Raw genomic sequence first — 21,280 nt, forward strand, 5'->3', positions numbered from 1 at the left:
GTGACGCTTTCTGTTGCACAGATCGACCGGGAGACCGACCAGCTCGTCGACGAGTGGCTCACTCTTCCTCAAGTGGCCGAGCGCCTCGACCTTTCGATCGGCCGTGCCAAGCAACTTCTCAAGGACCACAAAGTGCTCGGCGTACGCAGGGGAGGAGGCGGGCCACAGGTGCCCGCGGTGTTCCTCGACGGAAAGGACGTGATGAAGGGCCTGCCGGGCACGTTGACCGTGCTCCGCGACGCCGGCTACGACGACGTCGAGGCGCTGCGCTGGCTCTTCACTCCCGACGACTCCCTGCCCGGCTCGCCCGTCCAGGCGATCAAGGCGGGTCGTCATACCGAGGTCAAGCGGCGTGCCCAGGCTCTCGGTTTCTGACGCGCGGCTCTACCTCTGCACCGACGGCCGGCGTGACCGCGGTGACCTGGCCGAGTTCCTCGACGCGGTGCTCGCGGGCGGTGTCGACATCGTTCAGCTGCGCGAGAAGGGCCTGGAGGCGCGCGAGGAGCTCGCGCTGCTCGAGGTCTTCCGCGACGCCTGCGACCGGCACGGCAGGCTGCTGGCGGTCAACGACCGGGCCGACGTGGCCTACGCCGCCCGTGCCGACGTGCTCCACCTGGGGCAGGACGACCTGCCGGTGAGGGTCGCGCGAGAGATACTCGGCGACGACGTCCTCATCGGAAGGTCCACCCACTCCACCGCCGAGGCGTCCGCCGCCGCGGCGCAGGACGGCGTCGACTACTTCTGCTGCGGCCCGATCTGGCCCACGCCGACCAAGCCCGGCCGCCACGCGCCGGGGCCGCCCCTGCTCAGGCACGCGGCCTCACTCGGCACGGACCGGCCGTGGTTCGGCATCGGCGGCATCGACCTGGGCAACCTCGACGAGGTCAGGTCGTACGGGGTCACCCGCGTCGTGGTGGTGCGGGCCATCACCGAGGCCGACGATCCGGGCGCCGCGGCGGCTGAGTTCGCCAAGCGGCTGGCGGCCTGACCGCCCGCGGCGGCCACCCGGCGAAGGCCCCGCGCGACACCGGCCGTGCGCTGCCGCCGCGGACGCCGTTCGGCCGCTCAGGTGCGGCGGGAGGTGGCGGCGACGGCCAGCTCGGCGAGGGCCGCGCGCGCCTCGGCCGTGATCGGCGCCTTCTCCAGGGAGGCGAGCGCCTCGGCGAGGTAGTCGCCGATCAGGTCCTCGCACTCCCGCAGCGCGCCGGTGTCCTCGATGACGCCCCGCAGCGTCGCCACGCCCCGCGCGTCGAGGTCGGGGTCGCCGAGCAGGCGGCGCACCGTCTCGGCCTGCCCGGGGGAGGCGGCCGCCAGGGTGCGGGCCACCAGCATCGTCCGCTTGCCCTCGCGCAGGTCGTCGCCGGCCGGCTTGCCGGTGCGCGCCGGGTCGCCGAACACTCCGAGGATGTCGTCGCGCAGCTGGAACGCGATGCCCACCCGGGTGCCGTACGTCGTGCACAGCTCGTCCATCCAGGGCGCGGCCTCGCCGGCGGCGAGCACCAGGCCGAGCCGGAGCGGCTGCTCGACGGAGTACTTGCCGCTCTTGTAGAGGGCGACCCGCAGGGCCGACTCGAACGTGTTCTCGCCGCCCGCCTGCTCCAGCAGGTCGAGGTACTGGCCGCACATCAGCTCGGTGCGCATGTGGTCGTGCACCGGCTGGGCCGCCGCGAGCGACTCGGGCGGCAGGCCGCTGGTGCGCCACATCTCGCCCGACCAGATCAGCAGCAGGTTGCCCAGCAGGATCGCCGCGCCCTCGCCGAACTGCTCGGCCGAGCCGTGCCAGCCCGACTTCGCGTGCATCGACTGGAAGCGGCGATGGGCGGACGGCATGCCCCTGCGCAGGTCGCTCTTGTCCATCACGTCGTCGTGCACCAGCGCGCTGGCCTGCAGCAACTCCAGTGACGCCGCCGCCGTGAAGATCTCGGGCAGCTCGCCGCCGCCCGCGCCGCGCCAGCCCCAGTAGCAGAACGCGGGGCGCAGCCGCTTGCCGCCCGACAGCAGCTCCTCGGCGGCCAGTCGCAGGGGCTCGAACTCGGGGGCGCCGGTGGCGGGAAGCCGCCGTCCGACGAACTCGCGCAGGGAACGGTCAACCTGCTCACGCAGGACGTCCATGCTCGCGACCTCGGTGCTCATGCCCTTGAGACTAGTGGCCGGGCGGCCGGGCACGGATCTCCAGGCACCGCTGTGACCGCCCGTTCCAGGGTTGTCACGGTAACCTGGGGCCATGGCACTTGGCCGACCCTCCGTCCTGCCCGACCGGGTTCCCACCGTCCGCGAGCTGCTCGCCGCCGGCGGGCGGTCCTTCTCCTTCGAGTTCATGCCACCGAAGACCGACGATGGCGAGCGCCAGCTGTGGCGGGCCATCCGGGAGCTCGAGTCGCTCCGGCCGACCTTCGTCTCGGTGACCTACGGAGCCGGCGGCTCCAACCGTGACCGCACGGTCGAGATCGTGGAGCGGCTCGCCCACGACACCACGCTGACCCCTGTGGCCCATTTCACCGCGGTCAACCACTCGATCAAGGAGCTGCGCCACCTGGTGGGCCGGTTCGCCGACGCCGGGGTGCGCAACATCCTGGCCGTGCGCGGCGACCCGCCCGGCGATCCCACGGGCGAGTGGGTCCGCCACCCCGAGGGCGTGCGCTACGCCGAGGACCTGGTGCGGTTGATCCGCCAGTCCGGTGACTTCTGCGTCGGCGTGGCCGCGTTCCCGTTCAAGCACCCGCGCTCGCCGTCGATCGAGTCCGACACCCAGTACTTCGTGCGCAAGTGCGAGGCCGGGGCCGACTACGCCATCACCCAGATGTTCTTCCAGGCGGACGACTACCTGCGGCTGCGCGACCGGGTGGCGGCCCAGGGGTGTGACACGCCGATCATCCCGTGCATCATGCCCGTGACGCAGATGAGCACGATCGCGCGCTCGGAGCAGCTGTCGGGGGCGCCGTTCCCGCCCGACGTGGCCGCCCGCTTCGAGGCCGTGGCCGACGACCCGGCCGCCGTGCGCCGGCTCGGCATCGACCATGGGGTCGAGCTGTGCCAGCGGCTGCTCGACGAGGGGGCGCCGGGCATCCACTTCATCACGTTCAACCGGTCGAGCGCGTCCCGCGAGGTCTTCAGGCGGCTCTCGCCCGCCGCGGCGATGTCGGCCTGACGCGCGACACGAAGCGCCCGCTCCCGTGAAGGGGGCGGGCGCGCTGTGTGAGCGGGTGCGGGTTTCGGTGGGGGCCGCCACCCGCCCGCAGGGGGACCGGGCGGGTGGCGGTAGGGGACGGGTAGACGCGGGGTAAAGCGTCCATTACCTTGCGTAGCCAATGGTGCCCCCGGTAATGGCCGCCAAACTCACGGGTCAAGGTTTTACCAGCGGCGATGTCAGCGGAGGGGGAGAGGGGCGCCCGCGATCGCGTACTCTTCGTGACCGCCCGGGAAGACGAAACCGGTCAGCAGGTCGACGAACCCCATGCTCCGGTAGAGGTGGCGGGCCACGGTGGGCCGGTCGTGGGTGGAGAGCACGGCCGAGCGCTCCCTGCGTCCGGCGCACAGGGTCGTGACCATCGCGCGGCCGATGCCCTTGCCCTGGTAGTCGGGGTGCACATGGATCTCGGCCAGCTCGAACGCGCTGCCCAGCCAGGCCTCGGCCGCCTCGGGGCCCGACTTCTCCTCCACCGCCCGGTACACCACGTCGTGCCACCACTGGCCGGGGGCGCCGCGGAACCCGTAGGCGAAGCCGACGATGATCGCGGGCGGGGCGCTCCGTCCGCTGCCCGGGGCGCCGCGGGTTCCCGGGCCGCTCGTGGAGAATTCGTGCTCCGACTCTCGCAATTCTGCGAAATAGCACTGAAAATACGGATATGTCCCGTGGTTTCGCATAATGCTGGCGCGGCCGGAGATCTGGTCCGCGGGCGGGCGCATGGCGGCGGTGTAGATGTCGATCACCGTGTCCAGCCGTTCGCCGAACTCGTCAGGCCCCGCGCCGCGAAACTCGATCACTTGTCGCACCCTACTCGACGTCGACGGGGGCTCCGCCGGTGATGCGCAGCAGCTCGTCGTAGCTGGTGGGGAAGACCGTGAGCGGATGTCCGCCGGCCGCCCACACCACCTCGTGCTTGGCCAGCCAGTTGTCCACCAGGGTCCGCACGGGCGCCGGATGGCCGACGGGGGCCACGCCGCCGATCGGCTGGCCCGTCGCCTCGCGGACGAACTCGGGGGTCGCCCGCCGTACGCGCTGGACTCCGGCGGCGCGGGCGACGAGCTCGACGTCGACGCGGTGCGCGCCGCTCGTCAGCACGAGCAGCGGCGCGCCGTCGGCCTCGAAGATGAGGCTGTTGGCGATCGCCCCGACGTCACAACCGAGCTGGGCCGCGGCGGTGGCGGCGGTGGGCGCCTTCTCGGGCAGCACCACGATCTCGCCCGTGGCTGCGCGCTCTCGCAGAGCCGACCGGACCAGAAGACTGTTGGCGGGCAACTTCTCAGACATGCGGACACTCTAAAGCGAGTGATGGCGGCATTACCGCGCCATGGTGGTGGTGTAGTGTCCTTTGCTTTGATTAATACCGAATGAGGGGTGGTTTTGGTGGTGGCACGACGCCTGCCCGGCATGGCTGCCGTCGTTACGGCGAGCGCCCTCGTCCTGGCAGGGCTCGGCGCGTCCAGCGCGCACGCCCGGCCGCTCGCCGCCCCCGTCACGGCTTCCGCCGCTCTCCCGGCGCCCGTCGCGGCCGTGGCGGCGCTGGTCACGGCGCCGCGCAAGACGCTGAAGCTCGGCGCCAAGGGCGAGGAGGTCGTCTGGCTGCAGAAGCGCCTCACCGGGCTCGGCTACCGTCCGGGCAGGGCCGACGGACGCTACGGCGGCGCCACGCTGGCGGCCGTCTGGGCGTTCCAGAAGGTCAACGGCATCACGCCGAGCAGCACCGTGGCCCGGCGCACCTGGGCCGCGCTGGAGCGCCCGAGGGCGCCCAGGGTGCTGGTCGCGAGCGGCCGGCCGACCCGCGCCGAGGTCGACCTGACCAAGCAGATCATGGTCCTGTACGTCGGCGGCGCGCCCCGGCTGATCACCCACATCTCCTCGGGCAGCGGCGTCCCCTACTGCGAGACCGCGGTCTGGCAGGGCAGGAGCCAGCGCTTCTGCGGCTCGGCCCGCACGCCCACGGGCGACTACCGGACCACGTGGCGCGCCTCGGGATGGCACAAGTCCTATCTGGGCCAGCTCTACAACCCGATCTTCTTCAACGGCGGCATCGCGTTCCACGGGGCGCTGTCGGTGCCGCTCCACCCGGCTTCGCACGGGTGTGTCCGGATGCCGATGAACGTGGCCGAGGTGCTGCCCGGGATGCTCGGCAAGGGCGTGCCGGTGCACGTGCGGGGCGGCTTCCGCAGGGCCTAGCGGCCGGTCGGCCGGTCGAGGGAGGCGAGGCCGCGGACGGTGATCTCGGCGGCCTCCAGAGCGGCCTCGGCGGCCCGCTCCGTGGAGCCGTCGTGGTTGAGACTGACCACGGCGGCCAGTTTGGTGGCGCCCACCACCGCGCCCACCGCGGCGGCGGCCTCCATCAGGCCGAGCTGCCCGGGGTAGGCCTCGTGCAGCGCCCGCGTGAGCCGTAGCTGGCTGTCGAACAGCAGGTGCAGGGCACGGGCCTGGAGAGCCGGGACGGTCATGATGAGCCGCATCCGCAGCCGCACGTCCTCCGGCCGGAAGTCCTGGTCGTCGACCGTCCAGGTGACACTGGCGCGCACCATCCGCAGGAGCAGCTCCGACGGCGTCTCGTCCGGTCGTCTGGTCGCGACCAGGGCGAGCCTCTCGGCGAGGCTGCCGTCCGTGTCGTGGAAGAGCACGTCCTCCTTGCTGGCGAAGTAGCTGAAGAACGTGCGGGTCGACACGTCGGCCTCCGTCGCGATCTCCGCCAGGGTGGTGTCCTCGTACCCTTTCTCGCCGAACAGCCGGAGCGCGGCCTCGATCAGCGCGCGGCGCGTGCGCTGCTTCTTGCGCTCCCGAATTCCCACCATGTCGTGAACTGTACTGCACAGAATAATGATTTACATCCGTTGAAACTTTGCATTGGATGTTGTTTTGTGGATGGTGACCCGAAGGGAGCCACCACATGACCGACGTGACGCTGACCACCGCCCGCCAACGCCCGTTCGATCCGCCCGACGAGCTGGCCGAGCTGCGAAAACGGGGCCCGATCCACCGCATGACCTACGCCGACGGTCATCGGGGCTGGCTGGTCACCGGCTACGCGGCGGCCCGGGCGGTGCTCGCCGATCCGCGCTTCAGCAACCGGCCCGAGCACATGCACCCGCCGATCCCGGCCCGGCTGGAGCTCAGCAACGAGTTGCGCGAGCACGAGTTCCGGCTGCCGCCGGGGTTCTTCCTGCGCATGGACGCACCCGAGCACACGCGCTACCGCAGGCTGCTGACGGGGCAGTTCACCGTACGCAGGATGAAGCAGCTGGAGTCCAGGATCGAGGAGATCACCGAGGCGTGCCTGGACCGGATGGAGGCCGCGGGCCGGCCGGTCGACCTGGTCGAGCACTTCGCGCTGCCCATCCCGTCGCTGGTGATCTGCGAGCTGCTCGGGGTGCCGTACGACGAGCGCGGGCGGTTCCAGGACGACTCCAAGGTGCTCTTCGCGCTCGACAGCAGGGCCGAGGACGTCGTCGGCGCGATGACCAGGATCTCCGCCTACCTCTACGGCCTGGTCCAGCGCAAGCGCGCCGAGCCGGCCGACGATCTGCTCAGCGGGCTGGTCGCGGGCGGCGAGCTGAACGACGAGGAGCTGACCGGCGTCGCCTTCCTGCTGCTGGTGGCCGGCCACGAGACCACCGCCAACATGCTGGGCCTCGGCACCTACGCGCTGCTCGCCAACCCCGGCCAGCTCGCCGCCCTGCGCGACGATTCCGGCCTGGTCGACAACGCCGTCGAGGAGCTGCTGCGCTACCTCACGATCATCCACATCGGCCCGGTCAGGACCGCGCTGGAGGACGTCGAGATCGAGGGCACCCTGATCGGGCGGGGCGAGGCGGTCACGCTCAGCCTGCCCGTCGCCAACCGCGACCCGGAGCGCTTCCCCGACCCCGACCGGCTCGACGTCACCCGGCCGGCCGGCGGGCACCTGACGTTCGGCCACGGCATCCACCAGTGTCTCGGCCAGCAGCTGGCCCGGACCGAGATGCGCGTCGGCTACCCGGCGCTGCTGCGCCGCTTTCCCGATCTACGCTTGGCCGTATCACCGGAGGAGGTGCCGATGCGCTCCGACATGAGCATCTACGGCGTGCACCGCCTCCCTGTCACCTGGTAGGTCACCATGAAGATCAAGGCAGACACGACGGTGTGCATCGGCGCGGGCATGTGCGTGCTCACCGCCCCGGAGGTGTTCGACCAGAGCGAGGACGACGGCACGGTCGTGCTGCTCCAGCCGTCGCCTCCGGCCGACCAGGAGGCCGCCGCCCGCCGCGCGGTCGGTCTCTGCCCCTCGGGGGCCCTCTCCGTCGTCCCGTAGGCACGGGGACGCGCCGTTTCGGTATGAGCGCACGTGGGAACAGGTTCATCGAACCTGTGTTCGTGGAACAGGTTGACACAGAGCGTGATCGAAATTATGTTCGACCTAGTGACGTGAGGCTCGCGGCTCACGTCGAGGACCTGGGCGCGGGTCCCGCTTCCCCCAAGCGGGACCCGCGACCAGGCTCCACGGGCGAAGGGCGGGTCCTCGTCGTCGGCGGAGACGAGTGGGCGCGTCCTGGCCGGACGGGGAGAGGGGAAGCTCCTCGTCCGGCCGGCCCGGCGGAAATGTCGGTGGCGTCTGCGATCGTGGGCTTCACCGGCGGCAACGCCGGGCGCCGTCACGACCCCAAGGAGGCGTGCACATGGCACCACGGTCTAGAGACCCGCAGGGTCCCCGGCTGTCGCCCGCGGTCCGGGCGCACCTGACGGATTCACGTTCCTGCCTGGCGGAGGCGGCGGCCGCCCGCACCCCGGCATCCCGATATGTGGCGGCGCACCTGGCGGCCCTGCGCGCCGCGGCGGCGATCCTGGCCGCCCGGCCCCGGCCCATGGAGGGCCGCAGGCGCCGGCTGCGCAGCGCCTGGGAGCTCCTGCCCGAGGCGGAGCCACAGCTGGCCGAGTGGGCGGCCTACTTCTCGGTGACCGCTGCCAAGCGCGCGGCCGCCGAGGCGGGCATGGTGCGTGGCGTCTCGGGCGCCGACGCCGACGAGTTGCTGGCCGAGGCGGAGACCTTCGTCTGCACAGTGGAGGGCATTCTGGGCGTTCCCGCCCAGCCCCAACTTCCCGTCGACGTTCCCCTGGCCGGCTGATCCCGACCAGCGATAGCCCCCGATCGCCGGCCGGAGCGGGCGGTGGGCCCGGCTGAGGCGGCATGACGCCGGTGGAGAGTGGGCCAGGACGGCGCGAAGGGCGCGCCGTCGTCGTGGCGCGCCCCTCGTCCGAAGCTGTGTCAGAAGGACTCGACGGCCCTGCGGGCCTCGGCGTCGAGCACTCCCCAGCTGATGAGCTCCTCAGTCAGCTCGCTGGGCGACTTGTCATAGATCACGGCCAGCGAACGCAGGTCCTCCTGGCGGATCGACAGCACCTTGCCGTTGTAGTCGCCACGCTGACTCTGGATGGTGGCGGCATAGCGGGCGAGGGCGCCCGCCTTCTCCTTCGGCAGTGTGGCCAGTCGCTCCAGGTCGATCACAAGCTTGGGCGTCGGGCCGAGCGGGCTGGGGGCGGCGCCGCCGGGCAGCAGCTCGGAGACGGGCACCCCGTAGAAATCGGCAAGCTCGGCAAGTTTCTGCACCGTGACCGCGCGGTCGCCACGCTCGTACGAGCCCACGACAACGGCTTTCCACCTGCCACGCGACTTTTCCTCGACTCCGTGCAGGGACAGACCCTGCTGGGTGCGGATGGCGCGGAGTCGTGCACCCAGCGACTTTGCGTACTCAGACGGCATCGTGTGGCCCCCCGGCTCTCGTATGTAGCGCTCTCAGTAGATTGTGCTCCTCCGCGGCGTTTGCCGGAGCCACCGGGGGGTCTGGTGCCAGGCTCGGCACCATCGGTAGCCATGGCTCTGGGTTTTCGCCCAGAACGCCGCGCAGTATGGTTACGCACAGTGACGGTAAAGGGGTGGACGCCGAAGGTCAAGCTGATTGGAAAAAAGATGTCGAATCCGATCCGGTGGGATTCGCCTCAAACGCCCCTCTTATCCCGTGGGGGTAACAGTACTTCGTCCCTGTTTCCCGAGCGAACCAGTTGGTTCAAGTGGTTCAAGCCTGCCGGGTGAGCATCATCACCGGGCAGGTCGCGGCCCGGACGATCTTCAGCGAGGTGTCACCGAGGAAGACCCGCCGCAGCGGCCCGCTGCCGCTCGACGCGCAGATGAGCAGTTCCCCGGACGGCCACGACGTCTCCGCGAGGGCCCGGGCCACGGTCCGCCCCTCCAGCACCTCGACCTCCACTCCGACGCGCCGCCGGTGCCCCCGGGCCGCCGCCTCGAGGTCGGCCACCGCCTGGTCGCGCAGCCGCGCCAGCATCTCCTCCTCGATCCTGACTCGCCGGCCGCTCCGGACCACCAGCGTCACCAGCCGCAGCGGCACGCTCAGTGAGAGGGCCACCTTGGCGGCCGCCGTGACCGCCGCGTCCGCGCCCGCGCCGCGCCGGTAGGCGACGGTGAGCCGGTCGAAGGCGGCGGGCGGATCCTCGGCGTAGCCGCGCGGCGCCAGCAGCACCGGCACGGACGAGGAGTGCAGCAACTGGTCGGCGGTGCTGCCGAGCGAGATCCGGCCGCGGGCGCCCTGCGGCGCCGAGCCGATCACGACCACGTCGGCTCCCCGCCCGCGGGCCAGCTCCACCAGCCCGCGTCCGCTGCCCTTGTCGGTCCGCACGACGTAGTCCACGCCGTCACCGGCCAGTTTGCGGGCCTGCGTGAGCGCGGCGGCGGCCTGCTCCTCGAGGTAGGCGCGCCACACGGTCTCCTCGGCCTTGCCCGGCCCGGGGGCCGACCAGGCCGGCGGCTGCACGTACGCCACCGCCAGGCGCGCCCCGGTCTGGCGGGCCAGCAGCATGGCCAGGGTGAGCCCGTCACGTCCCCGCGGCTCGGGGATGAACCCGCTCAGCACGTACTCGAAGATCATCAGCGGACCTCGGTGTTCAGCCGCGAGTAGCGGAATCCGTACAGGAAGTAGCAGGCGAGGCCGAGCAGCATCCAGAGGCCGAACGCGAGCCAGGTGACGCCGGCGAGTCCGGCCATCACGAGCACGCAGAAGATCGCGCCGAGCACCGGCGTGAGAGGGAACAGCGGCGTGCGGAAACTGCGCGGCAGCTCCGGGCTGCGGTAGCGGAGCACGAGCACGCCGATGTTCACGATCGCGAACGCGAACAGCGTGCCGATGCTGGTGGCCTCGGCGAGCTGGCCGAGCGGCACCAGCCCGGCCAGCACGGAGATGAACACCGCGACGATGAGCGTGTTGGCGACCGGCACCTGGTGGCGCGGGTTCACCTTCTGGAACACGCGGGGGATCAGGCCGTCGCGGGACATGGCGAACAGGATCCGGGTCTGGCCGTAGATGACGGTCAGCACCACGCTGGCGATCGCGATGACCGCGCCGAACGAGACGATGAGGCCCGCCCACGTCGAGCCCGTGGCGGCGTCCACGATCTGCGAGAGGCTGCCCTCGGTGCTCTCCGGATCGAACGAGGTCCACGGCATGGCGCCGACGGCGGCCACGGTCACGCCCACGTAGACGACCGTCACGATGACCAGCGACAGGAGGATCGCCAGCGGCAGGTCGCGCCGGGGGTTCTTGGCCTCCTCGCCCGCCGTGGAGGCGGCGTCGAAGCCGATGTAGGAGAAGAACACCTGGGAGGCGGCCGCCGTGATGCCGGCGATGCCGAGAGGCGCGAAGGGCGTGAAGTTCGCGGCCTGGAAGGCGGTGAAGGCCACCACGCAGAAGAACGCCAGCACGCCGATCTTGATCAGCACGAAGACGGCGTTGGCCGTGGCGCTCTCGGAGGCGCCGCCCAGCAGCAGCCAGGTCGCCAGCGCCACGATGAGGATGGCCGTGAGATTGATCACACCGCCGTCCTGGCCGGGGGAGCCGATGATCGCCGCGGGCAGCGTCCAGCCGAACAGGCTCCGCAGGAACGAGTTGAGGTACTGGCCCCAGCCGACGGCCACCGCCGCGACCGACACGGCGTACTCCAGCATCAGGCACCACCCGCAGACCCAGGCGACCAGCTCGCCCAGCGTCGCGTACGCGTAGGAGTAGGACGAGCCGGACACCGGGATCGTGCCGGCCAGCTCCGCGTACGACAGCGCGGAGAACAGCGCCGTGACGGCGGCGAGCAGGAACGACACCACGACCGCCGGACCGGCCTTCGGCACGGCCTGGCCCAGGATGACGAAGATGCCGGTGCCGAGCGTGGCGCCCACGCTGAACAGGGTCAGCTGCCACAGCGACATCGTGCGGCGCAGCTCACCGCCCTCGCCATGGCCGCCCTCCGCCACGATCTGGGCGGTGGGCTTGGTGCGGAAGAGCCGCTGGGCCAGTGTCACGGTGAACCCCTTCCACGCCTAGAGCGTGCTGGTCAGCGGCCACCTGGCGTTGGGCGTGACGATCGTGCCCGCCGTGCCCTCCAGGATCTGCTCCGCCTGGTCGAGCCGGCCGATCGCGGCCATGTCGCCGGTGGTCTCCACGAACCGGCAGACCGCCTCCACCTTCGGACCCATCGAGCCGGCCGGGAACTCCAGGTCGCGCAGCTCGTGCGGCGTGGTGTGGCCGATCTCGCTCTGCCGGGGCGTGCCGAAGTCACGCATCACCCGCGGCACGTCGGTCAGGATCAGGAACGCGTCGCAGTCGAGCGCCTCGGCCAGCATCGAGGCGGTCAGGTCCTTGTCGATGACCGCCTCGACGCCTGACAGGCGGCCGTGCTCGTCGCGGATCACGGGGACGCCCCCGCCGCCCGCGCAGATCACCACGACCTGCTCGCGCAGCATCCGGCGGATCAGCCGGGTCTCCACCACGCGTTGCGGCGCGGGGGAGGGGACGACACGCCGCCAGTACGGGCCGTCGGGCCTGACGGTCCAGCCGTGCTCGGTGGCCAGCTTCTCGGCCTCCACCTGGCCGTAGACCTGGCCGACGAACTTGGTGGGATGCTCGAAGGCCGGATCGACCGCCGAGACGAGGGTCTGGGTGACCATGGCCAGGATCTGCCGGCCGGGCAGGGCGTTCTGCAGGGCCCGCAGCATCCAGTAGCCGATCATGCCCTGGGTCGCGGCGCCGAGCGAGTCGAGGGGGTAGGGGGCGCTCAGGCCGAGGTCGGCGGCGCTCTGCAGCGCCAGCATGCCGACCTGCGGGCCGTTGCCGTGGGTGATGATCAGCTCGTGTTTCTCCGCCAGCCTGGCGAGCGCCTTGGCCGAGAGCGCGACGCGGGCGATCTGGGTTTCGGCGTCAGGCTTCTGCCCGCGCTCCAGCACCGCGTTTCCGCCGAGCGCGACGATGACCCGCATGCGGTCTCCTAGGGTTCGCGAGGTGTGAGGTGGCCGGGCGGCACGGGCCCGGAGGTCATCAGATGCCGTCCCGTTCGAGCGGGCAGCTCATGCAGCGTGGCCCGCCACGGCCCCGGCCGAGCTCGCTGCCCCGGATCGTGATGACCTCGATGCCGTGGTCGCGCAGGTAGTTGTTGGTGGTCGTGTTGCGCTCGTAGGCGACGACCACGCCCGGCTCCACGGCCAGCACGTTGCAGCCGTCGTCCCACTGCTCGCGCTCGGCGGCGCGTACGTCCTGGGTGGGGGTGAGCACGGTGATCTCGTCCAGGCCGAGCGCGTGGGCGATGGCCCGGTGCATGTCCTCGGGGCGGTGGTCGGTGACCTTCAGCTCCTTTTCGGTGTCGCCCGGCTCGATCGTGTAGGAGGGCAGCATGCCGAGCCCCGCGTACTTGGTGAACACGCCGACGTCGACCATGGTCATCACGGTGTCGAGGTGCATGAACGCGCGGGCCTGCGGCATGTGCAGCGCGACGATCCTGCTGGCCGAGCCGGCCTGGAACAGGCGCTGGGCGAGCATCTCGACCGTCTGCGGCTGGGTGCGCTCGCTGATCCCGACGAGCGCCGCGCCGCGGCCGATGACCAGCACGTCGCCGCCCTCCAGCGTGGCCGGCGCGATCGCCTGACCCGGCAGCCAGATCCGGTAGCCGCCCGTCGTGGGCCGGCTGAAGCCGTCGGCGAAGGTGGGGTGGAACTCGTAGACGGCCTCCATGTTGACCGTCTCGCGCATCCGGGCCTTCTTCCTCATGGCGTTGATCGAGACGCCGTCGTAGACCCAGCAGGAGGTGTCGCGGGTGAACAGGTGGTTGGGCAGCGGCGGCAGCACGAAGTCGTCGTCGGCGAGCGTGTGGTAGGCGACCGACTTGGGCTCGCAGCCGGCGGCGAGCAGCTCGCGCTTGGTGATGCCGCCGGTCAGGTACATCTGCAGGGTGGCGGAGTCCATCGCGTCGAGCGTGTTGCGGATGCCGTCGACGGCCAGCGGGCCCATGAAGCGCTCGTCGATGCTCGCGTCGAGGATGTGCTTGCGGGCCTCTGGGATCTCGACGGTCTCGCGCAGAAGGTCGGCCAGCAGGTGGACCTCGACGCCGCGGTCGCGCAGCACCTGCTGGAACTCCTCGTGCTCCTCCATCGCCCGCTGCACCCACAGCACGTCGTCGAACAGGAACGCCTGGGCATTGGTCGGGGTGAGCCGCTTGAGTGCCAGATCGGGCTGGTGCAGGAGTACCCGGCGAAGCGTGCCCACTTCGGAGTCGACGTGGAATGTCATCACTCGTATATCCCCCCAGAACCGGCAAATGCACGCCACTGCCGGGGATGGGGGACGCCGGCCGTCGATCCGTTCGAGCCGCACGTTTCGTGGGGCTGCCGGAGTCGTGCCCTGGTGAGGCGGGGCTGACACGAGGTGTTTTTACCTTTTAACCTGCTTTTGCCAATCGAGAAACGCCGACGCCTCCCGCTGCCGGCCGAGGCGGCGCCGGTCCTGTTGTGGCTGGTAGCCCCTGGTACTGTGTGTCCCGACCAGACCCTTTAAGACCCGTCCTGTGAGGCGGGAAAGGTGGTGAGTTTACCCATGTCCGAATCCAGGGCCGTGCTCGAAGGCCCGGACATCCATCGGGCGCTGACCCGCATCGCGCACGAGATCCTCGAACGCACGAAGGGCGCGGACGAAGTCGTCCTCCTCGGCATCCCCACCCGCGGCGCCACCCTGGCCCGCCGGCTCGGTGACCGCATCGAGCGGTTCGAAGGCGTCAAGATCCCCGTCGGCTCGATCGACATCACGATGTACCGTGACGACCTCCGGCTCCGCCCCGCCCGCCCGCTCGGCCGCACCGAGCTGCCGCCCGACGGCATCGACGGCAAGACCGTCGTCCTGGTCGACGACGTCCTCTACTCCGGCCGCACCGTCCGGGCCGCGCTCGACGCGCTCAACGACCTCGGCCGCCCGACCGCCGTGCAACTCGCCACCCTGGTCGACCGGGGTCACCGCGAGCTGCCCATCCGCGCCGACTACGTCGGCAAGAACCTCCCGACCGCCAAGAGCGAGAAGGTCAAGGTCTACCTCCAGGAGATCGACGGCCGCGACGCCGTCCTGCTCATGAAGGAGGGCGGCCGGTGAACCGTCACCTCATCTCCGCCGGAGACCTCTCCAGGGACGACGCCCTGCTCATCCTCGACACCGCCGAGGAGCTGGCCAGGGTCTCGGAACGTTCCATCAAGAAGCTGCCCACCCTGCGCGGACGCACGGTGGTCAACCTGTTCTTCGAGGACTCCACCCGCACCCGCATCTCCTTCGAGGCGGCGGCCAAGCGGCTGTCGGCCGACGTGATCAACTTCTCCGCCAAGGGCTCCAGCGTCTCCAAGGGCGAGTCGCTCAAGGACACCGCGCTGACCCTGGAGGCCATGGGGGCCGACGCCGTCGTCATCCGCCACAGCGCTTCCGGGGCCCCGCACCGGCTGGCCAACTGGGTGCACGGCAGTGTCGTCAACGCCGGAGACGGCACCCACGAGCACCCCACCCAGGCGCTGCTCGACGCCTTCTCGATGCGCCGCCGGCTCGGCGGGCTCGACGGACGCCGCGTCACCGTCGTCGGAGACGTGCTGCACAGCCGGGTCGCCCGGTCCAACGTGCTGCTGCTGCACACGCTCGGCGCCCAGGTGACGCTGGTGGCCCCGCCGACCCTGCTGCCCGTCTCGGTCGACACCTGGCCGTGCGAGGTGTCCTACGACCTCGACGCGGTGCTGCCCAAGTCCGACGTGGTGATGATGCTGCGGGTGCAGAAGGAACGGATGAACGCCGCCTTCTTCCCGAGCGAGCGCGAATACTCACGCCGCTACGGCCTCGACCGCGACCGCTTCGCCAGGATGCCCGACGACGCCATCGTCATGCACCCCGGCCCGATGAACCGCGGCATGGAGATCGCCGCCGAGGTGGCCGACTCCGCGCGCTCGACGATCGTCGAGCAGGTCGCCAACGGCGTGACCATCCGCATGGCCGTCCTGTACCTGCTCCTCGGGGGAGAGATCGCACAGTGAGCGAGCACACCGAACACACCGGTGGCGAAGGAGACGCGTTGATCATCCGTGATGTCAGGATCCTCGGCGCGGAGCCCACCGACCTGCGCGTCGAGAACGGCCTGATCGCGGAGATCGGCCCGCAGCCGCCCGGCGGCCGGTCCGTCGACGGCGGCGGCGCGGTCGCCCTGCCCGGCCTCGTCGACCTCCACACGCACCTGCGCGAGCCCGGCCGCGAGGACGCCGAGACCGTGCAGACCGGCACCCAGTCCGCCGCCCGCGGCGGCTACACCGCCGTGCACGCCATGGCCAACACCTCACCCGTCGCCGACACCGCCGGCGTGGTCGAGCAGGTGTGGCGGCTCGGCCTCGAGTTCGGCCACTGCGACGTGCAGCCGGTCGGCGCGGTCACCGTCGGCCTGGAGGGCAGGCAGCTCGCCGAGCTCGGCGCGATGGCCGACTCCGCCGCCCGGGTCCGGGTCTTCTCCGACGACGGCAGGTGCGTCGACGACGCGGTGCTCATGCGCCGCGCCCTGGAGTACGTCAAGGCGTTCGACGGCGTCGTCGCCCAGCACGCCCAGGAGCCCCGGCTCACCGAGGGCGCGCAGATGAACGAAGGCGTCGTCTCCGGCCGGCTCGGGCTGACCGGCTGGCCCGCGGTCGCCGAGGAGGCGATCATCGCCCGCGACTGCCTGCTCGCCGCGCACGTCGGCTCCCGGCTGCACATCTGCCACGTCTCCACGGCCGGCTCGGTCGAGATCATCCGCTGGGCCAAGTCCAAGGGCTGGAACATCACCGCCGAGGTCACCCCGCACCACCTGCTGCTCACCGACGATCTCGTCGAGCACTCCCCGGCCGGCGCCTACAACCCGATCTACAAGGTCAACCCGCCGCTGCGCACCCGCGCCGACGTCGAGGCCGTGCGCGCGGCGCTGGCCGACGGCACGATCGACATCGTCGCCACCGACCACGCGCCCCACCCGGTCGAGGACAAGGAGACCGAGTGGTCGGCCGCCGCCATGGGCATGGTCGGCCTGGAGACCGCGCTCAGCGTCGTGCAGGAGGCCATGGTGGACACCGGGCTGCTCGACTGGGCGGGCGTCGCCCAGCGCATGTCGGTCGTGCCCGCCCGGATCGGCCGCCTGGCCGGCCACGGCCGGCCGATCGAGCCCGGAGCCCCGGCCAACCTCACCCTCTACGATCCGGCCGCCCGCACCCTGGTCGACCCCGCCGCCTTCGCCTCCAAGAGCCGCAACACCCCCTACGAGGGGATGACGCTGCCCGGGCGGGTAGTGGCGACGTTCCTGCGCGGCAAGCCCACAGTCCTCGAAGGGAAGCTCACGTGACCGACGCGCTGCTCGTACTCGAAGACGGGCGGGTCTTCCACGGCACCCCCTACGGCGCGGAGGGTGAGACGTTCGGCGAGATGGTCTTCAACACCGGCATGACCGGCTACCAGGAGACCCTCACCGACCCGTCCTACCACCGCCAGATCGTCGCGATGACGGCCCCGCACATCGGCAACACCGGCGTCAACGACGAGGATGCCGAGTCGCGCCGCGTCTGGGTGGCCGGCTATGTGGTGCGCGAGCCGTCGCGCGTGGTCTCCAGCTGGCGGGCCACCGGCTCGCTCGGCGACTATCTCCAGGAGCAGGGCGTCGTCGGCATCGCCATCCCAGGCACCCGCGCCCTCACCCGCCACCTGCGCGAGCGCGGCGCCATGCGCGCCGGCATCTTCACGGCTCCCACCGAGCCGGTCGAGCACTTGGTCGAGCGCGTCCGCCGGGCGCCCCGCATGGAGGGCGCCGACCTGGCCGCCGAGGTGGCCACCACCGAGCCCTACGTGGTGCCGGCCATCGGCGCCAGGCGGTTCACGGTGGCGGCCGTCGACCTCGGCATCAAGGGGATGACCCCGCACCGGATGGCCGAGCGCGGCTGCGAGGTGCACGTGCTGCCCGCCACCGCGACCTTCGACCAGATCATGGCCGTCGGGCCCGACGGCGTGTTCTTCTCCAACGGGCCGGGCGACCCGGCCACCGCCGACGTCTCGGCGCTGCGCGGCGTGCTGGAGGCCCGGGTGCCGTTCTTCGGCATCTGCTTCGGCAACCAGCTCTTCGGCCGCGCGCTCGGGCTGTCCACCTACAAGCTGCGCTACGGCCACCGCGGGGTCAACCAGCCGGTCCAGGACGTACGCACCGGCAAGGTGGAGATCTCGGCCCACAACCACGGGTTCGCCGTCCAGGCGCCGCTCGACGGGCCGTTCGACACGCCCTTCGGTCAGGCCGAGGTGAGCCACGTCAACCTCAACGACCGCTGCGTCGAGGGCCTGCGCCTGCTCGACGGGCGGGCGTTCAGCGTGCAATACCATCCCGAAGCCGCCGCCGGCCCCCATGACGCGGCCTATCTCTTCGACGAGTTCTGCGAGGTCATGACCCGTGCCCAAGCGTGAGGACATACGGTCCGTCCTGGTGATCGGCTCCGGGCCGATCGTCATCGGGCAGGCGTGCGAGTTCGACTACTCCGGCACCCAGGCCTGCCGCGTGCTGCGCGACGAGGGCTTCCGGGTGATCCTGGTCAACAGCAACCCGGCGACGATCATGACGGATCCCGAGTTCGCCGACGCCACCTACGTCGAGCCGATCACCCCCGAGTTCGTCGAGAAGATCATCGCCAAGGAGCGGCCCGACGCGCTGCTGCCGACGCTGGGCGGCCAGACCGCGCTCAACACCGCGGTCGCGCTGCATGAGTCGGGCGTGCTGGAGCGCTACGAGGTCGAGCTGATCGGCGCCGACTTCGACGCCATCCAGGCGGGCGAGAACCGCGAGCGGTTCAAGGAGATCGTCGCCAAGGTGGCTCGTGACCACGGGCTCAACGCCGAGTCGGCTCGCTCGGTCGTCTGCCACACGATGGCCGAGTGCCTGGCCGCCGCCGGCGAGCTGGGCTACCCGCTGGTCGTGCGGCCCTCGTTCACGATGGGCGGCGTGGGCTCCGGGTTCGCCTACGACGAGTCCGATCTGCGGCGCATCGCCGGCGCCGGGCTCGACGCCTCGCCGACCACCGAGGTGCTCCTGGAGGAGTCCATCCTCGGCTGGAAGGAGTACGAACTCGAGGTCATGCGCGACAGAGTGGACAACGTGGTCATCGTCTGCTCCATCGAGAACATCGACCCGATGGGGGTCCACACCGGCGACAGCGTCACCGTCGCCCCCGCGCTGACCCTGACCGACCGCGAATACCAGAACATGCGCGACGTCGCGATCGCCGTCATCCGCGAGGTCGGCGTCGACACCGGCGGCTGCAACATCCAGTTCGCGGTCGACCCGCGCACCGGCCGCATGATCGTCATCGAGATGAACCCGCGGGTGTCGCGCTCGTCGGCCCTGGCGTCCAAGGCGACGGGGTTCCCGATCGCCAAGATCGCCGCCAAGCTGGCCATCGGCTACACCCTCGACGAGATCCCCAACGACATCACCCGCGAGACGCCCGCGTCCTTCGAGCCCACGCTCGACTACATCGTGGTCAAGGTGCCGCGGTTCGCGTTCGAGAAGTTTAAGGGCGCCGACCAGACCCTCACCACCCACATGAAGTCGGTGGGCGAGGCCATGGCCATCGGCCGCTCCTTCCCGGAGGCGCTGCAGAAGGCGCTGCGGTCGCTGGAGAAGAAGGACTCGTCGTTCAGCTGGGCGGGCGAGGTCTCCGGCAAGGCCGAGCTGCTCGACGCCTGCCGCACCCCGCACGACGGGCGGCTGCGCACCATGCAGCAGGCCATCAGGGCGGGGGCCGACACGCGCGAGCTGTTCGAGGCCACCAGCGTCGACCCGTGGTTCCTCGACCAGCTGCTGCTGCTCGACGAGGAGGCCCGCAAGCTCGCCGAAGCCCCCGAGCTGACCGCCGAGGCGCTCCAGCGGGCCAAGCGCCACGGCTTCAGCGACGCGCAGATCGGCGAGATCCGCGGCATCGACGAGGCCCGGGTCCGCGACCTGCGGCACGCGCTGGGGCTGCGCCCCGTCTACAACACGGTCGACACCTGCGCCGCCGAGTTCGCCGCGCGGACCCCCTACCTCTACTCCGCCTACGACGAGGAGAGCGAGGTGCCCTTCGGCGAGCGGCCGAAGGTGATCATCCTCGGCTCCGGGCCCAACCGCATCGGGCAGGGCATCGAGTTCGACTACGCGTGCGTGCACGCCTCGTTCGAGCTGTCCAGGGCCGGGTTCGAGACCGTCATGGTCAACTGCAACCCCGAGACGGTCTCCACCGACTACGACACCTCCGACCGGCTCTACTTCGAGCCGCTCACCCTGGAGGACGTCCTGGAGGTGGTGCACGCCGAGCAGCAGACCGGGCCCGTCGCGGGCGTGATCGTGCAGCTGGGCGGGCAGACGCCGCTCGGGTTGGCCCAGGAGCTGAAGGACGCGGGCGTGCCCGTGGTGGGCACCTCGCCCGAGTCCATCCACCTGGCCGAGGAGCGCGGCGCCTTCGGCCGGGTGCTGGCCGAGGCCGGGCTGCCGGCGCCCAAGCACGGCACCGCGACCACGGTCGCCGAGGCGCTGGCGGTGGCCGACGAGATCGGCTACCCGGTGCTGGTGCGCCCCTCCTACGTGCTGGGCGGGGCCGGCATGGCCATCGTCTACGACGACGAGACCCTGACCCGCTACATGGCGGCCCAGGAGGGCGGCCACCCGGTGCTGGTCGACAAGTTCCTCGACGAGGCCGTGGAGATCGACGTCGACGCCCTCTACGACGGCTCCGAGCTCTACCTGGGCGGCGTCATGGAGCACATCGAGGAGGCCGGCATCCACTCCGGCGACTCGGCGTGCGCGCTGCCGCCCATCACGCTCGGCAGCCACGACATCAAGCGCATCCGCGCCGCCACCGAGGCCATCGCCAGCGGTGTCGGCGTGCGCGGCCTGCTGAACGTCCAGTACGCCATGTCGGCCGGCGTCCTCTACGTGCTGGAGGCCAACCCGAGGGCCAGCCGCACCGTGCCGTTCGTGTCCAAGGCGACCGGCGCCCCGCTGGCCAAGGCGGCGGCCCGGGTGATGCTGGGCAGCTCGATCGCCTCGCTGCGCGAGGAGGGCATGCTGCCCGCGTCCGGCGACGGGGGCACGCTGCCGATGGAGGCGTCGATCGCGGTCAAGGAGGCGGTGCTGCCGTTCAACCGGTTCCGCGGCGTCGACATCGTGCTCGGCCCGGAGATGCGCTCGACCGGCGAGGTCATGGGCATCGACGAGTTCTTCGGCATCGCCTACGCCAAGTCCCAGGCCGGCGCCTACGGCGAGTTGCCCACCAAGGGGCGGGCGTTCGTGTCCGTGGCCAACCGCGACAAGCGTGCGATGATCTTCCCGGTGCGGGCGCTGGCCGACCTCGGTTTCGAGATCCTGGCCACCGAGGGCACGGCCGAGGTGCTGCGCCGCAACGGTGTCCATGCCAAGATCGTGCGCAAGCACAGCGAGGGACCCGGACCAGGAGGTGAGCCGACGAGCGTGCAAGCCATCCTGGACGGTGAGGTCGACCTGATCGTCAACACGCCGTTCGGCGGCCCGGGTCAGTCCGGCCCGCGGCTCGACGGTTACGACATCCGCACCGCCGCGGTGCTGCGCGGCATCCCGTGCATCACGACGGTCGCGGGACTGGCGGCGGCCGCCGCGGGCATCCAGGCCATCGTGCGGGGCGATGTCGGCGTACGGTCCCTCCAGGAGCACGCGAAGGCGCTTCGGGGATAGCTCCCACGGGAGGTGAAC

At 71.1% G+C, this 21,280-nt stretch carries 21 protein-coding genes; 12 read left to right on the plus strand and 9 right to left on the minus strand.

All coding sequences use genetic code 11. The features are described from left to right. Entirely contained in the window at positions 1-375 is a 375-nt protein-coding gene (locus tag IEY82_RS35620) for an Rv2175c family DNA-binding protein (protein WP_189128691.1), read from the plus strand. Continuing rightward, complete coding sequence (thiE, locus tag IEY82_RS35625) at positions 353-988, plus strand: thiamine phosphate synthase (RefSeq protein WP_189128692.1); 636 nt, start codon at positions 353-355, stop codon at positions 986-988. Before IEY82_RS35620 ends, thiE begins: the two co-directional genes overlap by 23 nt. Before the next feature lie 77 nt (positions 989-1,065). Here thiE and IEY82_RS35630 read toward each other — a convergent pair whose 3' ends face one another. Then, positions 1,066-2,133 carry a polyprenyl synthetase family protein gene (locus tag IEY82_RS35630; protein WP_189128693.1) on the minus strand — a complete coding sequence of 356 codons (1,068 nt, stop codon included), beginning with the start codon at positions 2,131-2,133 and terminating at the stop codon, positions 1,066-1,068. A 91-nt stretch (positions 2,134-2,224) separates the two neighbouring features. On the opposite strand from IEY82_RS35630, the gene metF reads away from it, so the two are divergent. Then, complete coding sequence (gene metF / locus IEY82_RS35635; protein ID WP_189128694.1) at positions 2,225-3,148, plus strand: methylenetetrahydrofolate reductase [NAD(P)H]; 924 nt, start codon at positions 2,225-2,227, stop codon at positions 3,146-3,148. Positions 3,149-3,366: 218 nt separating this feature from the next. Here the strand turns inward: metF and IEY82_RS35640 are convergent, their stop codons facing one another. Further along, complete coding sequence (locus tag IEY82_RS35640; protein ID WP_225264291.1) at positions 3,367-3,984, minus strand: GNAT family N-acetyltransferase; 618 nt, start codon at positions 3,982-3,984, stop codon at positions 3,367-3,369. A gap of 10 nt (positions 3,985-3,994) precedes the next feature. After that, positions 3,995-4,471: a YbaK/EbsC family protein gene (locus IEY82_RS35645; protein WP_189128695.1), complete on the minus strand. Its 477-nt coding sequence runs from the start codon at positions 4,469-4,471 to the stop codon at positions 3,995-3,997. A gap of 120 nt (positions 4,472-4,591) precedes the next feature. Here IEY82_RS35645 and IEY82_RS35650 point away from each other — a divergent pair, with 120 nt between their 5' ends. Continuing rightward, positions 4,592-5,377, plus strand: coding sequence for a L,D-transpeptidase family protein (locus IEY82_RS35650; protein WP_189128696.1), 786 nt, complete (start codon positions 4,592-4,594; stop codon positions 5,375-5,377). Here IEY82_RS35650 and IEY82_RS35655 read toward each other — a convergent pair. Next, positions 5,374-5,994, minus strand: coding sequence for a TetR/AcrR family transcriptional regulator (locus tag IEY82_RS35655; protein ID WP_189128697.1), 621 nt, complete (start codon positions 5,992-5,994; stop codon positions 5,374-5,376). The genes IEY82_RS35650 and IEY82_RS35655 overlap by 4 nt on opposite strands. 95 nt (positions 5,995-6,089) lie before the next feature. On the opposite strand from IEY82_RS35655, the gene IEY82_RS35660 reads away from it, so the two are divergent. The 3 genes from IEY82_RS35660 to IEY82_RS35670 all read left to right on the plus strand — a co-directional run bounded on the left by IEY82_RS35660 (position 6,090) and on the right by IEY82_RS35670 (position 8,301). Then, positions 6,090-7,289 (plus strand): cytochrome P450, encoded by a 1,200-nt coding sequence (locus tag IEY82_RS35660; protein ID WP_189128698.1) that lies wholly within the window; start codon positions 6,090-6,092, stop codon positions 7,287-7,289. Between the two features lie 6 nt (positions 7,290-7,295). After that, a complete protein-coding gene (locus IEY82_RS35665; RefSeq protein ID WP_189128699.1) occupies positions 7,296-7,490 on the plus strand; it encodes a ferredoxin in 195 nt (64 codons plus the stop codon). A gap of 364 nt (positions 7,491-7,854) precedes the next feature. After that, positions 7,855-8,301: an SAV_6107 family HEPN domain-containing protein gene (locus IEY82_RS35670; RefSeq protein WP_189128700.1), complete on the plus strand. Its 447-nt coding sequence runs from the start codon at positions 7,855-7,857 to the stop codon at positions 8,299-8,301. Positions 8,302-8,441: 140 nt separating this feature from the next. On the opposite strand, the gene bldD is transcribed toward IEY82_RS35670, so the two are convergent. The 5 genes from bldD to IEY82_RS35695 all read right to left on the minus strand — a co-directional run bounded on the left by bldD (position 8,442) and on the right by IEY82_RS35695 (position 13,794). Next, on the minus strand, positions 8,442-8,936 hold the full coding sequence (gene bldD, locus IEY82_RS35675; RefSeq protein ID WP_026214021.1) for a transcriptional regulator BldD: 495 nt from the start codon (positions 8,934-8,936) through the stop codon (positions 8,442-8,444). 313 nt (positions 8,937-9,249) lie between these two features. Beyond that, positions 9,250-10,116 carry a universal stress protein gene (locus IEY82_RS35680; RefSeq protein WP_189128701.1) on the minus strand — a complete coding sequence of 289 codons (867 nt, stop codon included), beginning with the start codon at positions 10,114-10,116 and terminating at the stop codon, positions 9,250-9,252. After that, positions 10,116-11,537 carry an amino acid permease gene (locus tag IEY82_RS35685; RefSeq protein WP_189128702.1) on the minus strand — a complete coding sequence of 474 codons (1,422 nt, stop codon included), beginning with the start codon at positions 11,535-11,537 and terminating at the stop codon, positions 10,116-10,118. The genes IEY82_RS35680 and IEY82_RS35685 overlap by 1 nt, the downstream gene beginning before the upstream one ends. A gap of 18 nt (positions 11,538-11,555) precedes the next feature. Beyond that, entirely contained in the window at positions 11,556-12,491 is a 936-nt protein-coding gene (arcC, locus tag IEY82_RS35690; protein WP_189128703.1) for a carbamate kinase, read from the minus strand. Between the two features lie 58 nt (positions 12,492-12,549). Next, a complete protein-coding gene (locus IEY82_RS35695; protein ID WP_189128720.1) occupies positions 12,550-13,794 on the minus strand; it encodes an arginine deiminase in 1,245 nt (414 codons plus the stop codon). 303 nt (positions 13,795-14,097) lie between these two features. Here IEY82_RS35695 and pyrR point away from each other — a divergent pair, with 303 nt between their 5' ends. From pyrR to carB, 5 genes are read left to right on the plus strand one after another with little or no spacing between them, the layout of a single operon-like run. Continuing rightward, positions 14,098-14,643, plus strand: coding sequence for a bifunctional pyr operon transcriptional regulator/uracil phosphoribosyltransferase PyrR (gene pyrR, locus IEY82_RS35700; protein WP_189128704.1), 546 nt, complete (start codon positions 14,098-14,100; stop codon positions 14,641-14,643). Beyond that, positions 14,640-15,560 (plus strand): aspartate carbamoyltransferase catalytic subunit, encoded by a 921-nt coding sequence (locus IEY82_RS35705; RefSeq protein WP_189128705.1) that lies wholly within the window; start codon positions 14,640-14,642, stop codon positions 15,558-15,560. Before pyrR ends, IEY82_RS35705 begins: the two co-directional genes overlap by 4 nt. 38 nt (positions 15,561-15,598) lie before the next feature. Continuing rightward, the gene (locus tag IEY82_RS35710) at positions 15,599-16,885 is read left to right on the plus strand and encodes a dihydroorotase (RefSeq protein ID WP_189128706.1); all 1,287 of its coding nucleotides are present in this window, start codon (positions 15,599-15,601) and stop codon (positions 16,883-16,885) included. Next, positions 16,882-17,988, plus strand: a complete 1,107-nt coding sequence (gene carA, locus IEY82_RS35715) for a glutamine-hydrolyzing carbamoyl-phosphate synthase small subunit (RefSeq protein WP_189128707.1) — start codon at positions 16,882-16,884, stop codon at positions 17,986-17,988. The genes IEY82_RS35710 and carA overlap by 4 nt, the downstream gene beginning before the upstream one ends. Continuing rightward, positions 17,975-21,262, plus strand: a complete 3,288-nt coding sequence (carB, locus tag IEY82_RS35720) for a carbamoyl-phosphate synthase large subunit (RefSeq protein WP_189128708.1) — start codon at positions 17,975-17,977, stop codon at positions 21,260-21,262. The genes carA and carB overlap by 14 nt, the downstream gene beginning before the upstream one ends. The last annotated feature ends 18 nt before the right edge of the window (positions 21,263-21,280 follow it).

Source organism: Nonomuraea cavernae, assembly GCF_014646355.1.
Lineage (GTDB): Bacteria > Actinomycetota > Actinomycetes > Streptosporangiales > Streptosporangiaceae > Nonomuraea > Nonomuraea cavernae.

Bases quoted from the DNA above. Each gene is read 5' to 3' on its own strand.
- IEY82_RS35630 (WP_189128693.1), bottom strand. From the start codon at position 2,133: ATGAGCACCGAGGTCGCGAGCATGGACGTCCTGCGTGAGCAGGTTGAC.
- metF (WP_189128694.1), top strand. From the start codon at position 2,225: ATGGCACTTGGCCGACCCTCCGTCCTGCCCGACCGGGTTCCCACCGTC.
- IEY82_RS35645 (WP_189128695.1), bottom strand. From the start codon at position 4,471: ATGTCTGAGAAGTTGCCCGCCAACAGTCTTCTGGTCCGGTCGGCTCTG.
- IEY82_RS35650 (WP_189128696.1), top strand. From the start codon at position 4,592: ATGGCTGCCGTCGTTACGGCGAGCGCCCTCGTCCTGGCAGGGCTCGGC.
- IEY82_RS35655 (WP_189128697.1), bottom strand. From the start codon at position 5,994: ATGGTGGGAATTCGGGAGCGCAAGAAGCAGCGCACGCGCCGCGCGCTG.
- IEY82_RS35660 (WP_189128698.1), top strand. From the start codon at position 6,090: ATGACCGACGTGACGCTGACCACCGCCCGCCAACGCCCGTTCGATCCG.
- IEY82_RS35665 (WP_189128699.1), top strand. From the start codon at position 7,296: ATGAAGATCAAGGCAGACACGACGGTGTGCATCGGCGCGGGCATGTGC.
- IEY82_RS35670 (WP_189128700.1), top strand. From the start codon at position 7,855: ATGGCACCACGGTCTAGAGACCCGCAGGGTCCCCGGCTGTCGCCCGCG.
- bldD (WP_026214021.1), bottom strand. From the start codon at position 8,936: ATGCCGTCTGAGTACGCAAAGTCGCTGGGTGCACGACTCCGCGCCATC.
- IEY82_RS35680 (WP_189128701.1), bottom strand. From the start codon at position 10,116: ATGATCTTCGAGTACGTGCTGAGCGGGTTCATCCCCGAGCCGCGGGGA.
- arcC (WP_189128703.1), bottom strand. From the start codon at position 12,491: ATGCGGGTCATCGTCGCGCTCGGCGGAAACGCGGTGCTGGAGCGCGGG.
- IEY82_RS35695 (WP_189128720.1), bottom strand. From the start codon at position 13,794: ATGACATTCCACGTCGACTCCGAAGTGGGCACGCTTCGCCGGGTACTC.
- pyrR (WP_189128704.1), top strand. From the start codon at position 14,098: ATGTCCGAATCCAGGGCCGTGCTCGAAGGCCCGGACATCCATCGGGCG.